Source organism: Arthrobacter monumenti (assembly GCF_054511255.1).
The window spans coordinates 19,469-39,315 of record NZ_JBTNCY010000009.1 but is presented as its reverse complement, the minus strand read 5'-3'; the positions used below and the strand labels follow the sequence as shown (position 1 = coordinate 39,315).

Sequence of the window (19,847 nt, the reverse complement as noted above, 5' to 3'; positions counted from 1 at the left end):
TTCAGTTCTGAACTTTGGCCAGACCCTCGATGACTTCGACGTTGGGGAGCTTGGCGAGTTCATTGGGGTCGAGGAGCAGCTTACTGGTTCGATTTCCTCCGCCCATGACTACTTGCTTCTGGGCCAAGACGGAGGCGTCCACATAGATCGGGAGATTCTCCGTGCCGATGGCGGTCACTCCACCGATCAGCATTCCGGTCAGCTCCTTGGTCGTTTCTGCATCCGCAAACGAGGCCCTTTTGACACTGAGCCTCTCGCGGACCGTCTTATTGACGTCCAGACGCGTCGTCCCCAGCACAACACATACAGCGTATTTGGGCGGATCAATCTTCTTTGAAGCTACAAGTATAGTGTTGGCGGCCTGCTCGAGGGAGACGCCGTAGTGTTCACAGAAGACCGCCGTGTCGGCCAGTTCGTCGTCGCAGCCGAGGATTTCATGGGCAATCCCGTATTTGGCAATAGCTTCCTCAACGGCCGGATGCAGCCGCGCTTCCTGAACAGTATTTTCATTCGACATCGTCCAATAGTATGCCGCCGATTCTGTGCCCTCAATGCGGGGGAGAGGGCCGTCGTCGAGGGTCGCATCCACGGGGCATGGCCTGGTTGTGCTGATTCGTCAGATGGCAAGCAAAACCGACTGGCGCCGGACCATGGCGCAAATATCCAGTCATTTTTGGTCTTCCCGGCACCAACAAGGTCCAACGTGGCCGAAGAATTCAACGTGATGCAAGCATTCGAGCCCACGAGGCGAGCGCGGCGTGTGAGGGAGCGCTGACTAGGGGGCTTCGTCATAAGGAGACGGATGCAGGGGATGCAGGACAAACCGACCATACGGCCGAACCAAGAGCTTTACTTTACATAATGTAGATTATCGGCGAATGACTATATGCCTGGAAAATCACTGCATTAGACGACGTCAGACGATGCTTTAGCCAGCCACTCGTCGTCGATGCCCAAGCGACAACGTTCTTCCGGCGTATCCTCGTAAACGCGCCATTCGGCAAGCTCATCCTTTTCGGCCATAGCCGTCCACAGTGCCGGTCCTTCGAGAGCAGAAAAGGTTGGACACACCGAGCGGCCCACAATCGTCACCCTGTTGCCGCGGGACAACATAGCCTCGAAGAAGTTCCTGTAGTCCGGATAGGTATCGAAGAACCCGCGCCAGGCTTCGATGCAGGCAGCTTTCCCGATGATCGCGTTTCCGCCCGGGTCGATGAAGGAATGGTCGCTGCTCATAAGCCTCGCCAGTCCCTCTAGATCCCGCGCGTTGATGCATTCGTTGAATCCGAAAACCAACTGGCCGACGTCATGCATGCCAGAAAATACCACACCTTCATCCAACTTGACATAATGTACGCCGTCCCGCTCCCGGGCACAATCACTCAGTTGAACGCCCGCTCAGGCGGTGTACGCGGCGAGATGTTCGCCGGTCAGTGTGGAACGGCCGGCGACGAGCTCAGCCGGCGTACCCTCGAAGACAATCCTGCCGCCGTCGTGTCCAGCGCCGGGTCCAAGATCAATGATCCAGTCGGCGTGTGCCATAACGGCCTGATGGTGCTCAATCACAATGACCGACTTACCGGAGTCGACCAGCCGGTCGAGCAATCCAAGCAGTTGCTCGACGTCGGCGAGATGCAGGCCGGTGGTGGGTTCATCAAGCACATACACGCCGCCCTTCTCCCCCATCTGGGTTGCCAATTTCAGCCTCTGCCGTTCGCCGCCGGACAGTGTCGTAAGGGGCTGGCCGAGGGTCAGATACCCCAGCCCGACATCTGAGAGCCGGTCGAGGACCCTGTGCGCGGCCGGCGTACGCGCCTCGCCGGCGCCAAAGAACGCCTCAGCCTGGGCGACGGACATCGCAAGCACTTCGCTGATGTCTTTGTCGCCAAGCTTGAACTCAAGCACCGCCGCCTGGAACCGTTTGCCCTCACATTCCTCGCAGGTGGTGGCGACGGTTTCCATGACGCCCAGCTCGGTATAGATCACGCCAGCGCCATTGCAGGTGGGGCAAGCACCTTCTGAGTTGGCACTGAACAGGGCCGGCTTAACCCCATTGGCTTTTGCAAAGGATTTGCGGATCGGCTCGAGCAGGCCGGTGTAGGTGGCGGGATTGGACCTGCGTGAACCCTTGATACCGGCTTGATCGATGACGATCACACCATCGCGACCCGCGAGATTTCCATGGATCAGCGAACTCTTCCCGGAGCCGGCAACCCCAGTGACGACGGCGAGAAGGCCCGTTGGAACATCTACGTCGACATTCTGAAGATTATTCTGCCGTGCGCCGCGGATCTCCAGAGCACCTGTGGAAGTCCGTACAGCTTCCTTGAGACGGGCACGGTCGTCGAGGTGGTGGCCGGTAATGGTGTCGCTCCCCCGCAGCCCCTCAACTGTGCCCTCGAACACCAATTCGCCACCAGCTGTCCCTGCTCCGGGACCGAGGTCGACCACGTGGTCGGCGATCGCGATCGTCTCCGGCTTATGCTCGACGACCAACACGGTGTTGCCCTTGTCCCTCAACCGCAGCAGCAGATCGTTCATCCGGGCGATGTCGTGCGGGTGCAGGCCGATAGTCGGTTCGTCGAAGACGTATGTGATATCAGTCAGGGCGGAACCGAGGTGGCGGATCATCTTGGTCCGCTGGGCCTCTCCCCCGGAAAGCGTTCCCGCCGGCCGGTCGAGGCTCAGGTAGCCGAGCCCGATCTCTACGAACGAGTCAAGGCTTTCCCCCAGCGTCGTCAGCAGCGGCGCCACCGATGGCTCGTCGAGCCCGCGGACCCATTCGGCCAGTTCGTTGATCTGCATGGCACACGCGTCCGCAATGCTTATTTCCTTGATTTTTGAGGACCGGGCAGCCTCACTGAGCCGGGTGCCACCGCATTCGGGGCATGCTGTAAACGTAATCGCACGGTCGACGAATGCCCGGATGTGCGGCTGCATTGCCTCCCGGTCCTTGGAGAGCATCGATTTCTGGATTTTCGGAACCACGCCTTCGTAGGTCAGATTGACGCCTTCGACCTTGATCTTGGTCGGTTCCTTGTAGAGCAAGTCATCCAGTTCCTTTTGGCTGTAGTCACTGATCCGCTTGTCCAGGTCCAGTCCCACGCCGCGAAGCAGGCGGCCCTGCCAACCGCTCATCGTGTAGCCGGGGATGGTGAGTGCCTCTTCGTTCAGGGACTTGCTTTCGTCGTATAGCTCGGTCAGGTCGAAGTCCGTTACCCGCCCGGTACCTTCGCACTTCGGGCACATTCCGCCCGTGATGTTGAAGTCCCGCCGCTCCTTGACCTTCTTTCCGCCTTTCTCAAAGGTGACCGCGCCGGCGCCGCTGATGGAGGCGACGTTGAACGAGAATGCCTGGGGCGATCCGATGTGCGGCTCTCCAAGCCGGCTGAACAGGATCCGCAACAACGCGTTGGCGTCCGTGGCGGTGCCGACCGTCGAGCGCGGGTTTGCGCCCATCCGCTCCTGGTCGACGATGATCGCCGTCGTCAGCCCTTCCAGAATGTCCACGTCCGGCCGCGCCTGCGTCGGCATGAAACCCTGCAGGAAGGCACTATAGGTCTCATTGATCATCCGCCGTGACTCTGCGGCGATGGTGGCGAAGACCAGGGAACTCTTGCCCGACCCGGAGACGCCAGTGAAGACCGTTAGCCGACGCTTCGGGATCTCGACGTCGATATTCTTGAGGTTGTTCTCGCGCGCACCCTGCACCCGGAGCAGATCATGAGTATCGGCAACATGCAGCCCCGACGACGGGGGTTCAGGCCGCGTGGTTGTGCTCACTACTGCCGGTATCCTTCTACCTGATCCACCGGCCGGACGGAAACGTCCTCCGGACTCCCGCCTGCTTCCTGCTTGGCCCGCCGTTGCCGCAGCAGGTCCCAGCACTGATCCAGGGACTCCTGAACGCGGCGCAGTTCCGCGCGGTTTGCCTCCACCTCGTCTTCACCGGCGGAAGCCTCACGCAGCTGGTGCTCCTGGTCGACCAATGCCTGAATACGTTCTTGAATGTCCTGATTGTCCATAACAACTCCCTGAGCGTGCTCGAATACTCTTCGTCATCAGGCTACTTATAGTCGACCTGCCGGTAAAGGCTTATATAACAGCCTTCCGCTCAGTCGCTGCGCTGGGGCGCGCGCCAGGTATGTGCCTTCATAAAGACAACACCAAGCAGCGTTCCAAGACCCAGGGCAAGCAGGAACGGCGCAACCGTAGTCAGGGATTGCCCATACGTCATCAGGAGGAATGCCTCTTCCTGGGCCTCCACCGAGCTCGGCATCATTTGCATATTGATCAGCTGCCCGCCGCCGAAAAATGCCACCACGGCACCCACGATCAAAATGCAACCGGCGATAATCAGCAACCGGATGTACGGGTTTGGACCCGCGTTGGTCTGTACAGCAGCGGACGGCTCAGGATCCACCCGCTCCCCCGCCGGCGTCACCGGTGCAACCTCTACAGATCCGGTTTCGTGGCTATCGGGCACGGCAGGCCGGTCGTCCATCGCCGGAACGGTCTTCTGTGGTTCCGCTTGATGGCCACGCTGGTATAGGGACTCGTATCTTTCGTCCATTGCTTTGCCTCCCCCTGGGTACTGGAACGACGGCGTTACGCCCCGATGCGGTTCTGCGCGGTGGGAAGATACCGTGCCCACCAGCGCAGAATGTGCTCGAACCGCTGCTTCCGGTGGTGCGGTGTGCCGGCCCTGGACAACTCATGGTTCTCACCGGGAAAGACCACCATTTCCGTTTCGACGCCGCGAAGCTTCAGCGCAGTGTAGTACCGGTGCGCCTGCTCCAGTGGGCAGCGCAGATCCTCTTCGGAATGGATAATCAGCGCCGGTGTTTCCACCTTGTCAATGTGCGCGAACGGATTCTGGCCCTTTACCTTTTCCGGGTCGCTGCCGGTGTACTCATTGGAGAAGAACCAACCGATATCGGAAGAGCCAATGAACGACGGCGGATCAAGGTAGCCGCGCTCGACGATCGCCGCCGTGAACCGGTGGTCCTGGGCAATGGTCCAGGCGGTGAGGTAGCCGCCGTAGGAACCGCCCATAATTCCCAGCCGGCCGTCGTCGAGCCCCTCGAATTCAGACAGTGCGCCTTCGAGGAATCCCAGGACGTCAAGCAGGTCAACAGTTCCCATCGCCCCCTTGATCGAACGCCCATGTTCCTGTCCGTAGCCGGCCGCTCCACGCGGATTGGGCAGCAGCACGGCATAGCCGGCCTCGACGTACACCTGCGCTTCATCGAAGAGTCCCCAGCCATACTGCGCAAACGGACCGCCGTGGACGTTCAGCAGCACCGGATGCGGCCCCTCCCCCTCAGGCAACAGAACCCAACCGTGCACCGGGTAGCCGTCATCGGCCTGATAGGTCACTTCCTTGGGTAGTACGACGCCGGCTTCGTCCCGCAGTTGCGCGGAAAAGTCGGTCAGCTGCTTCAGCCCGCCCTCATGCACGAGTGCCACGTCGCCCATGGTCGCGGGATCGGAGAAGGTGACGACGACGGTGTCGCCCGCCGCGTCCAGTCCCGTCACCAGCCGCGGTCCGGAGGCCAGCACCGTTACGCCGCCGTCGGCCATCACCTGGAGGAGCTCCAGGGAACCGCGCGTGCGGTTGGTGACCAGGACGCCGTCGGCTCCAAACCGTGTCAGGGCTCCACCGGTTTCGCCGAGGTCCACCGATTCCGCATCGGTCAGGCAGCGGGCGGCGGACGGGTCGGAGACCGGCGCAACGTAGAGGCCGGTGTTCCGGGCCACGAAGTCTATACCTGTGCTCGAGAGTTCACTGCCGAGGTAGAAGAGCCACTGGCCATCGGCCGAAATGCGCCCGTCGGAGGCTCCAATCGTGGACCCGTTCAGGTTGGTCAGCTGTTGCCGGTCTGTGCCGTCGGCGGCGATGGAATAGATGTCGCTGCGGAGGTTTTCGTCCCTGCCCTGATGCAGGCTGGCGGTGAAGAGAATCCGGTTGCCGTCGGCGGTGAATACCGGGCCGTTATGGTCGGCGTCGGCTTCGGTCAACTGCATACTCTGCGGCACGGCGGAGAAGGATTCAGCGTCCTCACCACCCGCGGATTCCTTGGCCCGGCCGGCGGGGGCGACCGGCGGCTCGGCGTCGACCGCAGGCACCTCGACCAAAAACAGCTGCGAGCGCTTGTCTCCGGTATAGCCGACGCCGTTCATCCGGAACTTGAGGGTGTCAATGTGGCGCGCGTCCTCGGCGCCCGGTCCGACGCCGTCGATTGTTCCGTAGCGGCCGTGTTCGGGCACCCGCGAGGTATAGGCAATGCGGGTTGAATCCGGCGACCAGTCGAAAGAGCCGACTCCCAGTTTCTGGTCAGTGACCGCTTGGGCCTCCCCTCCCCTGGCGTCCATGATGTGAAGCTGCGGCGTGCCGCCCGCCTCGGCACGGATAAACGCGAGCACATTGCCCTCCGGGGAGAACCGGGGCGACGTATCCCGGAAACCGCGGGTGAGCCTGCGTGGACCTGTGCCTTCGCCGGTCAGCGGCACCTCCCACAGCTGGCCGACGTAGCTGTCGGCGTCGAAGTCCGGTCGGGTTACGGCCACGACGGATCTGGTGCCGGCGGGATGGACTGTGGGAGCGGAGACTGAATTGAGCAAAGGAAGCTGTTCGGATTTCACACTGTGAGCCTAATCTCATTCACCGCGAGCATCAATTTGCCCGCGGCAACACCACGGCGGCTGCCTCCCGCCGTCGTCCGGTCAGCACCTGACGCCCGTCTAGGATAAAACGATGGACTCAGCGCTGACGGACCTCCTGCAGTGCCCGGTGTGCGCGGCGCCAATGATGGTGGAGGACGGTGTTGGAAACCGAAGCGTCCTGTCCTGTAGGCAGGGCCACCGGTTCGACCGCGCGCGGCAGGGCTACGTGAACCTGTTGACCGGCAAAGCCAGTGGCTACACCCCGGATACCGCCGCCATGGTCGAGGCGCGGGAAGCTTTTCTATCCGGCGGCCACTATGACCGCCTGGCACGGTCCGTCTCCGGTCATACGCAGCGGGCTATGGAGGGCAAGTCCAGGCCCGCCATTGCCGACGCCGGGGCAGGCACCGGTTTCTACCTCGGGGCGGCGCTCCAATCCCTTCCAGGAGCCCGTGCATTGGCGCTGGATATCTCCAAATACGCCCTGCGCCGGGCAGCGCGTTCCCTGCCGGAGGCGCTGTGCCTGGTCTGGGACATCTGGCGCCCGCTGCCGGTCGCTGATGGAGCCCTCGACGTCGTGCTGAATATTTTCGCTCCCCGCAATCCGTCTGAATTCGCCCGTGTGCTGGCTCCCGATGGACACCTCATCGTGGTCTCACCGCTGCCCGGGCACTTGGAAGAGATCCGCCGGACCGCCTCTTTGTTGGACGTGCAGGCGGAGAAGTCCGACCATCTGGCCAAAACGTTGGAACCGCACTTCAGCAGGGAAATGTACGACGACGTCGAGTTCAGCATGTCGCTGGGCCAGGCGGATATCCGGCTTGCCGCGCTGATGGGTCCTGCTGCCCATCACCTCGACGAGTCCAGCCTGCAGAACCAATTGGCGGACCTGCCGGCATCCACGGAGGTCACCGCGGCGTTCCGTGTGGCGGCCTACGGAAAACTTTAGAGCTGTGAAGCGGGTTTCTTCGGGCGCCGGGGTTTGTCCAGATCCACGAACAGCAGTTTCAACGCCTGTTGGATCAGCGGACCGATAGTCAATGCGAATATCAGTGTTCCGATGCCCACCACTCCCCCGAGCAGCCAGCCGATAACGACGACGAGAAGTTCAATCGAGGTGCGGACCACCCACACGCGCTGTCCGGTCACCCGGACCAGGCCCGTCATTAACCCATCGCGCGGACCGGGTCCCATTCCTGCCCCGATGTACAGGGCACTGGCCAGCGCGAGCATGAGCAATCCTGCGAGGAACATCACCGATTGCAGCGCTGGATGCTCAGGTGTCGACAGCACCAGCATCGCCAAGTCGGCGAAGACGCCAACCAGGATGGCATTGGCTACAGTGCCGAATCCCATCCGCTCCCGCAGCGGGATCCACAACAACAGCACCATGCCACTGATGACGATGGTGGCAAGACCGAAACTGACACCGATAGTCCGCGACAGACCCTGCCCAAAGACGTCCCAAGGTGAAGAGCCGATGTTCGCACGAACCATTAGCGCAATGGCCGATCCGTACAGGAACAGTCCAAGAAAGAGTCTGGAGAGCCTCAGGCCCAGGTGCTCGCTGACCAGTAGCGATTGCATGATTCTCTTTTCTGCCCGTAATGGATTGATCTCATTGCATCACCCGCGCACTCCGGAGACCAACAAATGAGACCGGGCTCCCGCCATGTGACTTGAATAAGCCAACCGACTTGCCGACTATTCCCGCAATTGGTGGTCCCGATCACCAACATCGGGCATGATGGACATATAACAACCTTTTGCGGTTGCCGCGCGGTTCAGGTCGCCGCCGGACAAGGGGAAGCGAGGGAAGCCATGCTGGAGTGGATCGTAGAGAATGTCTGGGTCCTGTGGCTGACGCTGTTCCTGGTGCTGGCAGTCGTCGAAATGATCACCTTGGATTTGTTTTTCATCATGCTGTCCGTGGGTGCACTGGCGGCCCTTGCCACGTCGTTCTTCACTGGATCGTTCGTCGTTCAGTGCATCGCCTTCTGCGTCGTTTCGCTGGCCATGATGTTCTTCGTCCGTCCGGTTGCCCTGAAGCATCTGCGGAAAGGCCCACCGGAACAGCGCTCGAATATCGACCGTCTCATCGGAGAGATGGCGTTGACGCTTGAACCAGTCACAGCCGCTTCCGGCATCGTCAAGATCGGTGGCGATACCTGGACGGCCCGTGCTGCAGCCGGCGCAGAGATACCGGCGGGAAAGAAAGTATCTGTGACCCGGATTGAAGGGGCCACAGCAATCGTCTCGGCCGTCAATGATGCCCCCGCTCCAGGTACTTACCCCGCATAACCAACCGTTTGCGGTAACTCCGTGGCAACCAACAGAGAGAGAATATGGACGTCGGATCGATAGCCCTGACCGTAGTTTTACTAGTCCTCGCCATCTTCGTGGTGATCGTGCTCGTACGTTCGGTGCGCATCATTCCCCAGGCACGGGCCGGCGTCGTCGAACGCCTCGGAAAGTACCTCAAGACCCTGAACCCGGGACTAACGCTGCTCATCCCGTTCGTGGACCGGTTGCTTCCGCTGCTCGACCTGCGTGAGCAAGTGGTCTCCTTCCCGCCCCAGCCGGTGATTACCGAGGACAACCTGGTTGTGTCCATCGACACCGTCGTCTACTTCCAGGTCACTGATGCGCGGGCAGCAACATATGAGATCGCGAATTACATCCAGGCCGTGGAACAACTGACCACCACGACCCTGCGTAACGTCGTCGGTGGGCTGAACCTTGAAGAGGCGCTCACATCCCGGGACCAGATCAATGGTCAGCTCCGCGGTGTGCTGGACGAGGCAACCGGCAGGTGGGGAATCCGTGTCTCCCGGGTTGAGCTCAAGGCGATCGATCCGCCAATTTCCATCCAGGACTCGATGGAGAAGCAGATGCGCGCGGAGCGTGACCGGCGTGCCGCCATCCTCACCGCCGAGGGCACAAAACAGTCCCAGATTCTGACCGCGGAGGGCCAGCGGCAGGCCGCCATTCTGGCTGCTGAAGGTGATGCCAAGGCTGCGATCCTTAGGGCCGATGGTGAAGCGCAGGCGATTGGCAAAGTCTTTGATGCCATCCATAAAGGCAACCCGACACAGAAGCTGCTCGCCTACCAGTACCTTCAGACGCTGCCCAAGCTTGCCGACGGATCGTCGAATAAGTTGTGGATCATTCCCAGTGAGGTCGGCGAGGCGCTCAAGGGTATCGGCAACGTCCTGGGCACCACGGAGCAGGAGACACCGGCACCGTAGCCATTACCGCTGCGGGCTGGTTGGTGTGCTGGATCGTCCGCGGCGCGTATAATTTATTGTTTGCCCCCACCGGCGCGGCGGAACAATTCCGCTGCGGCCGGCGTTGCACCCAATGACCCGTTTTTGATGTAGGAGAAATGATGAGCGACCGAAGCTTGCGAGGAATGCGTCTTGGGGCGCAGAGCATGGAGACCGAATCCGGCGTGGAGCCGGCACCGCGGCAGCGTATCGAATACCGTTGCGCCGATGGCGAGTCGGTGTTCGTCACGTTCTCCGCAGAAGCCGAGATTCCGCCCGTCTGGGTTTCCAAGACCGGCAAGGAAGCGCTTCTGGTTGATGGCGAGAAGCCGATCAACCCCAACGAGAAGCCGGTCCGTACCCACTGGGATATGTTGCTGGAACGGCGCAGCTCCGAGGAGCTGGAACAGATCCTTCAGGACCGTCTCAATATCCTGCGCGAACGCCGCGGGGAGCGCACTTCCGCGTAACTCCGCCGTACGGACAAGACACTGAAAAGGTGGCCTTCATCGAGAAGGCCGCCTTTTTTCATTCCGGTTGCTCATGATCCGGTGCCTCAGCGTCTGCCACCGGGTTCGAATGCCCCACCTCGTCACCCGGACTATTGACTCCATCACGATCTTGCGACTCATCTTCGAATCACCGTGTTCCCGTTCGACGAAAACGATTGGCACTTCCACGATGCTCAGTCCCAACTGGGCAACCTTCCACGCAAGATCCACTTGAAAGCAATAGCCGACGGATTCGACGGAGTCCAGGTCGATCTTCTGCAGGGTCTGGCGTTTGAAAGCCCGGTAACCACCGGTGAAATCCCGGATCTCCGCACCCAGAAGGATGCGCGAGTACAGACTGCCCAACCGGGAAAGTAATTTACGGTGCAGCGGCCAACTGACCACCTCGCCGCCGGAAACCCAACGCGACCCCATGGCCAGATCCGCTCCGGCCGCGATGGCATCGAGCAGCAGGTGCATCTGCTCCGGCTGGTGTGAGCCATCCGCGTCCATTTCCACCAGGATGTCGTAGCCGCCGTCAAGTCCCCAATGAAACCCTGCGATATAAGCGGCGCCGAGGCCCTCTTTACGCTTTCGGTGGAGAACGTGTACCTGGTCATCCTTCGCTGCGGCAGAGTCGGCGAAGCCACCGGTTCCGTCCGGACTGTTGTCATCGACGATCAGCACATCGGAATCCGGCACATTGGCCCGTAACCGGCTCAAGGTACTGGGCAGAGACTCAATTTCGTTGTACGTCGGGATGATGGTGACGACGCGCACTCATGGCCTTTCCTCGGTCGGAAGATAAGAAACCGCTCTGCCGCGGCTGCAAAACAGCCAGGAACCGACTCAGGCGACGGCGCACAGCACCACCAAGTATAGGCGAGACGATAAATGGGTAGGTTCACGCGCCTTCGGACCATTGCCCCGCCACCCTGAGGGCGGAAAGGCACTGTTTTCTACTGACGTGTGAACCTACCCGTTAGAAAAACCGCAGCCTGTAGCCGTGGCCAGGAGCTTTCCTCGACGGGAAAGCAGAACCTGTTGGAATACGAGCCTACGTGTTGTGGAGGACGTGTCAACGCGACTCTGACCTGCGGCTTTATCTTTAACTGCAGGTCAGAACGGGGTCGCTCCATGGGGGAATTTTCGGAAACTTTTGCATTACCCTCCCCCACCGCCATCTCGTTGCAGCACGGGCAACGGTGAAAAAGTCAGGCAGCGAAGTCCTCAGCTTTGTACAGCTGGCAGCCGTCACGAACCGTCTGCAAACAGCGCGGCTCCTGTCCGTTGTCCAGCGCGGGCAACAGCGGTGTTCCGGCGCGGGGGTCGGTGCTCCAGGACTGCACCCGCGCATCAGGGGTCTGGACCATCAACTCCTCAACTTCCCAGACCACGAATGTCGCAGGTGCCCCGGGGGCCAGCTGGCCGGAGAGTGGATCCTCGTCCCGTACGGCCCTCCATCCGGCCCTGGTGTGGGCGAGGAACGCCGCCCGGGCAGATATCCTCTCCTTGGGATTTGAATGCTCCAAACAAGCTCTCACAGCCGCCCACGGGTCCAGCGCCGTGACCGGCGCATCCGTTCCCAGCGCCAGCGGAACTCCTGCTGCCAGCATTGAGGCAAAAGGATTCATGGCCCGGGCACGTTCCGCACCCAACCGCAGATCGTACAGATTGTCAGTCGCCCACAGCGCGTCGAACGCCGGCTGCACGCTTCCTGTGACGGCGAAATGCGATAGCTGCTTGATGGCTTCCGGCGTCAGCATTTCCACGTGCTCGAACCGGTGCCGCGCCGACCTGAGCCGGTCCAGTCCAACCTTCGCGGCGGCCTTGTGCAACCCCTCGATGGCAATATCCATGGCGGCATCACCAATGATGTGGAATCCACCCTGGATGCCAAGTTCAGCCGTAACGGCCAGATGAACCGCCACCAGGTCCGCGTCAAGGTACAGTGAGCCGCGCTGGCCCGGCTCGTCCGCGTAGTCCTCGCGCAGCAGGGCGGTATGCGAACCGATTGAGCCGTCGATATTGAGATCCCCGGCCAGCCCCAGGACCGGGACTCCGACGTCGTTAAGGATCCTCCTGCCATCCTCAACATCGACGGCCGCTTCGCCCCAGTAGGGCAGCACCTTCGGGTACCGCAATGGCCCGCCGTTGGCCTCGGCCTCGCCGTCGTGGGCCAGCAACATTTGCAGATCCTCCGGTGAACCGACATGCGGCGCGCTCATTTCGGTCAGGGCGACATAGCCCCGGCTCGCTGCCCTGGACAGTGCGCACCGCTGGAAATGCTCCCGCTCTCCGCTCCGGAAGGTACGGGATGCCTCCCGCGCCATGAACAGCGCGTGCCGGACGACGAGGCCATCCCCGCACCAGCCTTCGAATTCCGCCAGCGACAGAGCAGCTGCCAAGGTTCCGGAGACCACCGCTGAATGAACATCAATCCGGGACAGGTACACAATGCGCGAACCCGACGCCCGGTCCAGCTCGTCGGCTGTCGGAGCACGTCCCTCGGGCCAATGGCTCTCATCCCAGCCATGGCCGAGGATCATTCCGCTGCCCGACCCTGCGGCGTCAGCGACTGCATCCAGCAACTCGGCCAGGGACGCCATCCCGGCAAGATCCAGTGTCTGGTCCGCTATCCCGGTTTCGGTGATGTGGATATGGGAATCCACAAAACCAGGAGTAATCAGGGCACCGTCAAGGTCAACGACATCCATGGTGCTGTCCGCAATGGACGCCGCCGCTTGCTCCGACCCCACCCAGGCGACCGTGCCGCCGTCGACCAGCATTGCCGTGGCAAAAGGGTCGGCGGGACTGTAGACAGATCCATTGCGGTACAGCGTCACACGGCGTGCGGAGGATGCCGGCGGTGTGCTGGCTAGAGGCATGGGAATGAAACCTAACTCGGGATATAGCTGAATATTTCTATCGGGCAACAGCGTCTCACGCCGCAACGGCAGAGTACGCAACGACTCCCCTGCGGACGAGACCGATGGCCTCGATGCACCGTCCGCGGAGGCCCGGCGGCAGCGGTTCGACCTTGGCCAGCTGGTCCAGCAGATCGATGACCTGCTTTGCCCAGCGGACAAAATCACCGGCAGCCAATTCGGTCCCCGACAAGGCCAGCTGCAGGTGCTTGCCGCGGGCCCATTTGTACATGGGCCAGACCAGGCCCAGCTCGGGTTCACCGGTCACGGGAAGTTTGTGCGCCTCTTCCACATCTGTCAGTTCCGACCACTGGCGGACAACAATGTCGACCCCGGTCTCCAACGACACGCTCGGCATCCTCGGTCGAACGCCCTGCTCTTCACGCTTGGCCTGATAGACGAGGATGGTGATGAAAGCGGCGAGTTCAGCAGCATCAAGATCGTCAAAGGCGCCCTCGGAAATGCTGAGCGATATCAACAGGTCCTTTTCGCCGTAGATCCGGCGAAGCCGCTGGCCCTCCTCGCTGAGGACGAGGTCCTCTCCGGCCGGATGGACATAGTGATACTGGGCCAGCACCTCGCTTACCCGGTCGAAAGTCTTGGCGATGGTGTTGGTCCTGCCCTGAATCTGCCGGATCAGGCCGTCCGTGTCGCGGCGCAGCTTCCACCAGCGCTCAGCCCATCTTGCGTGGTCCTCACGTTCATTGCAGCCGTGGCAGGGATGAGCCCTAAGCTTGGCCCGCAGTTCAGCTATTTTCTTCTCCTGAGCCGCCGTTCCACTGAATTCGAATCCGTCGCTCCGCTCCTGCCGCGGCGGCCGGGACTCGCGCAGAGCATTGCGCATGGAGGAAGCCAAATCGCGCCGGTCTTTCGGCACCCGGGCATTGAAGGACTTTGGGATCTTAATCCGCGATACCGCCTCCAACGGACCGTTAAGGTCCTGCGCACCGACCCTGCGCAGGTGCTTCTCGGAGGTCAAGATGGTCGGCCGCGGTTCGCGGCTGCCGTGATCGGGCGATAACACCACAGCGTAGCCGGGATTACGGCCGGCAGGAATATCGATCACGTCTCCGGGCCGCAGCCGCTCCAGCGAATCTGTGGCAGCGGATTTCCGCTGGCGCGATTTGGTCTTGGTTGCCTGGTTCTCGAGGTCGGACAGTTCCCGCCGCAGTCCCGAGTACTCCGTGAAGTCGCCCAAATGACACTGCATCGATTTCTCATAGCCCGCCAGCGATTCCTCCCGGCTGCGGACCTGCTTGGCGATCCCCACCACTGAACGGTCCGCCTGGAACTGAGCGAATGAGGACTCGAGGATTTCCCGCGCCCTGGTCCGCCCGAACTGCGCAATCAGGTTGATGCTCATGTTGTAGGTGGGTCGGAAACTCGAGTTAAGCGGATAGGTCCGCCGCGACGCCAGCCCGGCCACCGCCGTCGGATCCGTTCCCGGCTGCCACAGCACGACGGCGTGACCCTCGACGTCGATACCCCTGCGCCCGGCACGCCCCGTGAGCTGGGTGTATTCACCGGCCGTAATGTTGACGTGCGCCTCGCCGTTGAATTTGTCCAGTTTTTCGAGGACAACGGAGCGGGCCGGCATATTGACCCCCAGGGCCAGCGTCTCGGTCGCGAAGACAGCCTTGACCAGACCGTCCGCGAACAGTTTCTCGACGACTTCCTTGAACGTGGGCAGCATGCCCGCGTGGTGTGCGGCGAAGCCCCGGACCAGGCCCTCCCGCCAGGTACGGAATCCGAGGACCTCCAGGTCGTCTTCGGGAATGTCCTGGCTGGCCTCATCCACCCGTTGCAGGATCTCCCGCCGTTCCGGTTCCTCGGTCAGCCACAGTCCCGAATCGACGCACTGCTGGACGGCGGCATCGCAGCCCGCGCGGGAAAATATGAAGGTAATGGCGGGCAGCAGCCCGTCCCGGTCCAGGCGTTTTATCACTTGCGGCCGGGATGCCCGGCGGGTGCGGGTCTGCAATGGGCGGCGTTCCTGCTCGATACGCCGGTTCCGGCCACGGCCACGCTGGGCATAGCCCCGGCCGCGGTGCGTGACTCTGGTCTCGGCATTGGCCAGCGACAGCAGCTCCGGGTTTACTTCGTACTCCTTCAGCGCCGCACCGGTCTCCAGCTCGGGGGCCATTTCGTCGAATGATACATCCGCAGCAAAGAGGTCCAGGATGTCATTTCCGACCATCACGTGCTGCCAGAGCGGTACCGGACGGTGTTCTGTCACGACCACTGCCGTATCACCGCGGACGGTGTCGAGCCATGCCCCGAACTCCTCGGCGTTGGACACCGTCGCGCTGAGCGAAATGAGCTGCACCTCGGCCGGTAGATGGATGATGACTTCCTCCCAGACGGCTCCCCGGAAGCGGTCGGCAAGATAGTGGACTTCATCCATCACCACATAGGCCAGATCCGTCAGCGTGGATGAGCCGGCGTAGAGCATATTACGGAGCACCTCGGTGGTCATGACGACGACGTCGGCTTCCGAATTGATATTCGTGTCACCGGTCAGCAAACCCACCCTGCTGGTCCCATACACGTCGACGAGCTCGGAGTACTTCTGGTTGCTCAGGGCCTTTATGGGCGTGGTGTAGAACGCTTTCAGCCCCCGCTTGAGAGCCATGTAGATGGCGAATTCGCCGACGACGGTTTTGCCGGCCCCGGTTGGAGCCGCAACCAGTACTCCACGTTCCGCTTCCAATGCGCTGCAGGCATCTATTTGGAACTGGTCCAGGTCGAATTCGAGGGTGTTGCGGAATTGGTGCAGCCGGGTCTTTGACTCAGCCTGCCTGAGTGCTGCGGCGCGGTACCGCTCCGATGGCGAAGACATATGCCCAAGCCTAGCGCGAGGCGCCCCAAGCACGCGTTTTGTGCTTGGGGTAGCGTGACGGCGCCAGCGTGGGGGCCACGCGGACGCTTACAGGTTCTTCAAGTCGTCCGGGGACGTGGCGACGTCGGCCGTCGCCTCGGTCTCCGCCTCACGCTTGGCAGCCTTCCGGCGCCGGCGTTTGTCATTGAGCAGACAGAGACCTGTGGCAAGGAAAAAGAAGAACAGCAGCGGTACGACGAGGTAGAACATGCTCATGATGTCCGGTCCGGGCGCCGCCATGGCACCCAGAACACACACCAGCAGGATAGTAATCCGCCAGGACTTGAGGATCTGGCGGCCGCTCAGCACGCCGATCAGGTTCAGGCCGAACAGGACCACCGGCAGCAGGAACGCGATGCCGAACGCCAGCAGCAGCCGCATGACGAACGTCAGGTACAGCTGGGCGGTGATGACGTTGGAGCCGCTTTCAGGCGTAAAGCTCAGCAGGGCACGTACGGCATTGGGCAACACCAGCCAGGCCAGGAACACGCCGCCGACGAACAACGGCACCGACACCGCCATGAAGGAGAGCGCAATCCTGCGTTCCTTCTCTTTCAGGCCAGGGGTGATGAAGGCCCACATCTGATACAGCCAGACCGGGCTGGAAACGAGCAGGCCGAGAAACAGGGACGTCTGGACCATCAGGTCGAAGGAGGAGGCAACGCCGTCGAAGTTGATGCTGGCGAAGCGGTCTTCCTTTTCCGCCACGTTCATGATCGGCTCAATCAACTGGCCGAAGAGTGGGTTATAGAGGAGGAACCCGGCGACCGCCCCGAGGACAAGGGCGATGGCGCTCTTGATCAGCCGGTTGCGGAATTCACGCAGGTGGTCCCGGAGAGCCATCCGGCCTTCTGGATTGGCTTTACGTCCCCGGCCTATTGCCAGTGCCATGATCCTTAAGAACTACGGTCAGAGGGTGGTTCTGTTCTGCCTGCCGTACCGTCGTCGCGGCGGTCCGGCCGGTGCGGATTCTTGGTGTGATTGACGACCCGGCCCTCAACAGGTTCTGAATCGGTACCAGACTCCGGATCATCATCCTTCATCTGCTTGACCTCGGACTTGAAAATCCGAAGGGACTGGCCAATGCTGCGTGCCATCCCGGGAAGCTTGGGCGCACCGAAAAGCAGCAGAGCCACAATGATAATGATGATGATGGGCCACGGGCTGTCGAAGAGCTTTCCCACGGGAAACATCCTTTCGTTTCAATACATCCTACGTTATTGGCTAACGCAGATCGCGCAGTGCCTGGGGCTGGCCACGCTGGTGTTTCCGCTCCATTCGACGCTGGCGCCTGAGCTCCTGCCGCTGAAGTTTTGATGCCTTATATTGCACCTTCATTTGCCGTGGCGCAAGGAAGATTCCCGAACCCGGCGGGTAGCCGCCGCCGATGCCCGCTTCTTCCGCCACGAGGGGCTCGATTTCGCCCGGCCGGCCCATTCGGTCGCCTGCTTCCTCCAGCTCCCGCAGCAACGCGGTGAATGACCTGAACAGCTTGATTCCGAGCATGGCGAAAAACAGCAGAGCCACTGCGACCAGTGCAACCCACAGAAGAATCCAGAACCACCACGACATATATTCAGTCTATCGAAAAGCGGCCTGTCTCCGGCGACCCGGTTTCCCTCTGTACAGCTGCCGCTCCGTCCACATACTGCTGCAGCGCGGCCCGGGCCCATTCGAGGCACTGGGCCGCGACGTCGGGAGGATCAATTACACGCACGTCACCGCCGGTGCGGGCGGTCAATTGCGGCAACCAGGAAGTGCTTCCAACCCGAAACCGGGCGGCACCCCTTCCATCCGGCAGGGTGGCTGTCCGTTCGGCGTTGTATTGGTCCGCCACCCACCGCGCCCGCCGGTTCAGCAGGACGGTGATTTCGACGTCGTCCTCGCCTGGCGTGAACAAGTTGCTGGGAAAGCTTGAACCGGCGGCGGTGTGCTCCGCCGACGGGCTTCCGGTTTCTTCAATGGAACGGATCCGGTCCAGCCGGAAGTTGCGCATGGCCTCCGCCTCGAGGCACCACGCCTCCACGTACCAGCGGTCATCGGCGGAGAACAACCGGATTGCGTCGATGGACCGTTCGGTCAGTTCATCCCGGTGCGGAACCACATATTTGATCCGCAGCCTCCGGCGCTCATCAACGGCTCTGCGGATGACCTCCATGGTTTCCGTGCTGGTCCGCGGGGAAATATCGGCCTTTACCACTGCCCGTAGATTTCCGGACTCCCCCGCCGCAGCGGTGATCTTGGCCAAAGCCGATTCAAGGGCGGCTCCGGAGGCGGCGACAGGAACGGTGGAAAGTGTCTCCAGTCCCACGATCAGGGCGCAGGCCTCCTCCACGCTGAAATGCACCGGATCCGACAGTTCGTCGGCATTGCGGAGATCTATCACGCCGTCCTCCCAGGTCGCATCGATGAGATCCTCCGGGCCGTGCCCGGGCAGGCCGCAGACAAAGAGCAATTCCAAATCCTTGACCAACTGCTTTTCGCTGATTCCGAAATTCGCCGCCGTTGCCGAAAGTTCAGCCCCCGGCGTCTCCAACAAATACGGGACCATGTCCAGCAGGCGTTGCAGCCGGTCGATGGAGGTCGTCTTGGTGCGGGGAGCCTGACCAGGTTCGTTGAAGGACACCGCCGGCACGGGTTCTTCAGCGGCCTGCGCCACTCCACGGAACCGGCGTACGACGGCGTCCCGCAGCTGCGCCGGTGCGAGGACCTGCACATGGGGACCGTATGATGCGATGTCGTCCGCCATCACTTCGGTGTCCGCGTAATCGAAGCTGATCTCATCCCATCCGTCGACTCCTGACGGCGGGACGTCGCCCCGGAGACGCAGCGACTGCGCCGTTTCGGCCCGTACCCGAAGAACGGCTGTTTCCGGTGTCTGCAGATTGTCCAGCCGAGCCAGCGAAGCCGTTACATCGAAATCCTTGGGACGGTCGAAGCCGGTCTCACTGATCGTCACGTCCGACACCATCCGGGACAACCTGAAAGTGCGTTCCGCCACCCGGTCAAGGTCGAAGCCGACCAAATACCAGTGCCCGTATTTTTCGCCGATACCCCACGGCTGCACACGCCGTCGTTGTTGCTGCTGCGTGCTGGCGGCCAGGTAATCAAATTCGATCTGCCGGTGCAGAGTCACCGCCTTGAAAACGTCATCGAAGACGGGCTCAGCCGTACGGATCCGGGGTTCGATACCTACAAGGGAATCCGTTTCGGGTAAGACTCCCCTGGCCTGCAGCTTCCGCACTGCCCGGGCAGCCGCTGACCCCAGGGATGCCTGCTGCCACAAGCGGGAGGCAAGCGAGAGTACGGCCGCTTCTTCGGTCGTAAACCTCACGGGCGGAAGGCTGTAGGCGTCTTTGGGGATGCGGTAGACGGTGCTCGCCTTGTCATCTTCGAAATACGCGTCACTGCCGGAGGAGGTGATAGGGATTCCCAGATCCCGCAGATCCGCCTTGTCTCGTTCAAAGGTACGCTCGAAGGCCTCGGTGCTGGCGACGTCTTTGTATTGCGGAATGTTCCGGCGCAAAAACTCCTTGCTGCGCCCGGAGCGCGTATCGAGCAAGGCGATAATCAGGTTCAGTAAGCGTTCGGTGCGAGGTGCAGACACGCCAGTTACGTT

General features: G+C 61.6%; 18 protein-coding genes. 4 read left to right on the top strand and 14 right to left on the bottom strand.

The features are described 5' to 3' along the window. Nucleotide 1 precedes the first annotated feature (1 nt). From ACX80B_RS14430 to ACX80B_RS14405, 6 genes are all read right to left on the bottom strand, one after another. The gene (locus ACX80B_RS14430; RefSeq protein WP_459297350.1) at nucleotides 2-517 is read right to left on the bottom strand and encodes a YbaK/EbsC family protein; all 516 of its coding nucleotides are present in this window, start codon (nucleotides 515-517) and stop codon (nucleotides 2-4) included. Between the two features lie 389 nt (nucleotides 518-906). Further along, a complete protein-coding gene (locus ACX80B_RS14425; protein WP_459297348.1) occupies nucleotides 907-1,329 on the bottom strand; it encodes a nuclear transport factor 2 family protein in 423 nt (140 codons plus the stop codon). A gap of 69 nt (nucleotides 1,330-1,398) precedes the next feature. After that, entirely contained in the window at nucleotides 1,399-3,783 is a 2,385-nt protein-coding gene (locus ACX80B_RS14420; RefSeq protein ID WP_459297346.1) for an ATP-binding cassette domain-containing protein, read from the bottom strand. Then, a complete protein-coding gene (locus tag ACX80B_RS14415; RefSeq protein WP_459297344.1) occupies nucleotides 3,783-4,025 on the bottom strand; it encodes a DUF2630 family protein in 243 nt (80 codons plus the stop codon). Before ACX80B_RS14415 ends, ACX80B_RS14420 begins: the two co-directional genes overlap by 1 nt. Nucleotides 4,026-4,114: 89 nt before the next feature. Continuing rightward, on the bottom strand, nucleotides 4,115-4,573 hold the full coding sequence (locus ACX80B_RS14410; RefSeq protein ID WP_459297342.1) for a hypothetical protein: 459 nt from the start codon (nucleotides 4,571-4,573) through the stop codon (nucleotides 4,115-4,117). Between the two features lie 35 nt (nucleotides 4,574-4,608). After that, complete coding sequence (locus ACX80B_RS14405; RefSeq protein ID WP_459297340.1) at nucleotides 4,609-6,645, bottom strand: S9 family peptidase; 2,037 nt, start codon at nucleotides 6,643-6,645, stop codon at nucleotides 4,609-4,611. 112 nt (nucleotides 6,646-6,757) lie between these two features. Between ACX80B_RS14405 and ACX80B_RS14400 the strand changes: the two genes are divergently transcribed. Further along, on the top strand, nucleotides 6,758-7,615 hold the full coding sequence (locus ACX80B_RS14400) for a putative RNA methyltransferase (protein ID WP_459297339.1): 858 nt from the start codon (nucleotides 6,758-6,760) through the stop codon (nucleotides 7,613-7,615). Here ACX80B_RS14400 and yczE read toward each other — a convergent pair. Next, complete coding sequence (gene yczE / locus ACX80B_RS14395) at nucleotides 7,612-8,253, bottom strand: membrane protein YczE (RefSeq protein ID WP_459297337.1); 642 nt, start codon at nucleotides 8,251-8,253, stop codon at nucleotides 7,612-7,614. The genes ACX80B_RS14400 and yczE overlap by 4 nt on opposite strands. A gap of 234 nt (nucleotides 8,254-8,487) precedes the next feature. Between yczE and ACX80B_RS14390 the strand changes: the two genes are divergently transcribed. The 3 genes from ACX80B_RS14390 (at nucleotide 8,488) to ACX80B_RS14380 (ending at nucleotide 10,402) form a co-directional block, all read left to right on the top strand. Beyond that, nucleotides 8,488-8,967, top strand: a complete 480-nt coding sequence (locus ACX80B_RS14390) for an NfeD family protein (RefSeq protein ID WP_459297335.1) — start codon at nucleotides 8,488-8,490, stop codon at nucleotides 8,965-8,967. A 44-nt stretch (nucleotides 8,968-9,011) separates the two neighbouring features. Continuing rightward, nucleotides 9,012-9,914: an SPFH domain-containing protein gene (locus ACX80B_RS14385; RefSeq protein ID WP_459297333.1), complete on the top strand. Its 903-nt coding sequence runs from the start codon at nucleotides 9,012-9,014 to the stop codon at nucleotides 9,912-9,914. Between the two features lie 140 nt (nucleotides 9,915-10,054). Further along, on the top strand, nucleotides 10,055-10,402 hold the full coding sequence (locus tag ACX80B_RS14380) for an RNA polymerase-binding protein RbpA (protein WP_026535357.1): 348 nt from the start codon (nucleotides 10,055-10,057) through the stop codon (nucleotides 10,400-10,402). A 36-nt stretch (nucleotides 10,403-10,438) separates the two neighbouring features. Here the strand turns inward: ACX80B_RS14380 and ACX80B_RS14375 are convergent, their stop codons facing one another. The 7 genes from ACX80B_RS14375 to ACX80B_RS14345 form a co-directional block, all read right to left on the bottom strand. Beyond that, on the bottom strand, nucleotides 10,439-11,203 hold the full coding sequence (locus tag ACX80B_RS14375) for a polyprenol monophosphomannose synthase (protein ID WP_459297331.1): 765 nt from the start codon (nucleotides 11,201-11,203) through the stop codon (nucleotides 10,439-10,441). 434 nt (nucleotides 11,204-11,637) lie between these two features. Further along, nucleotides 11,638-13,311 carry an amidohydrolase gene (locus ACX80B_RS14370; protein WP_459297329.1) on the bottom strand — a complete coding sequence of 558 codons (1,674 nt, stop codon included), beginning with the start codon at nucleotides 13,309-13,311 and terminating at the stop codon, nucleotides 11,638-11,640. Nucleotides 13,312-13,366: 55 nt separating this feature from the next. Beyond that, nucleotides 13,367-16,189 carry a DEAD/DEAH box helicase gene (locus tag ACX80B_RS14365; protein WP_459297327.1) on the bottom strand — a complete coding sequence of 941 codons (2,823 nt, stop codon included), beginning with the start codon at nucleotides 16,187-16,189 and terminating at the stop codon, nucleotides 13,367-13,369. Between the two features lie 87 nt (nucleotides 16,190-16,276). After that, nucleotides 16,277-17,119 carry a twin-arginine translocase subunit TatC gene (gene tatC, locus ACX80B_RS14360; protein WP_459297325.1) on the bottom strand — a complete coding sequence of 281 codons (843 nt, stop codon included), beginning with the start codon at nucleotides 17,117-17,119 and terminating at the stop codon, nucleotides 16,277-16,279. Nucleotides 17,120-17,124: 5 nt separating this feature from the next. After that, on the bottom strand, nucleotides 17,125-17,412 hold the full coding sequence (gene tatA, locus ACX80B_RS14355) for a Sec-independent protein translocase subunit TatA (RefSeq protein WP_459297323.1): 288 nt from the start codon (nucleotides 17,410-17,412) through the stop codon (nucleotides 17,125-17,127). A gap of 40 nt (nucleotides 17,413-17,452) precedes the next feature. Continuing rightward, nucleotides 17,453-17,800 carry a hypothetical protein gene (locus tag ACX80B_RS14350; protein ID WP_459297321.1) on the bottom strand — a complete coding sequence of 116 codons (348 nt, stop codon included), beginning with the start codon at nucleotides 17,798-17,800 and terminating at the stop codon, nucleotides 17,453-17,455. A gap of 4 nt (nucleotides 17,801-17,804) precedes the next feature. Continuing rightward, nucleotides 17,805-19,835 carry a helix-turn-helix transcriptional regulator gene (locus tag ACX80B_RS14345; protein ID WP_459297319.1) on the bottom strand — a complete coding sequence of 677 codons (2,031 nt, stop codon included), beginning with the start codon at nucleotides 19,833-19,835 and terminating at the stop codon, nucleotides 17,805-17,807. Between the last annotated feature and the right edge of the window lie 12 nt (nucleotides 19,836-19,847).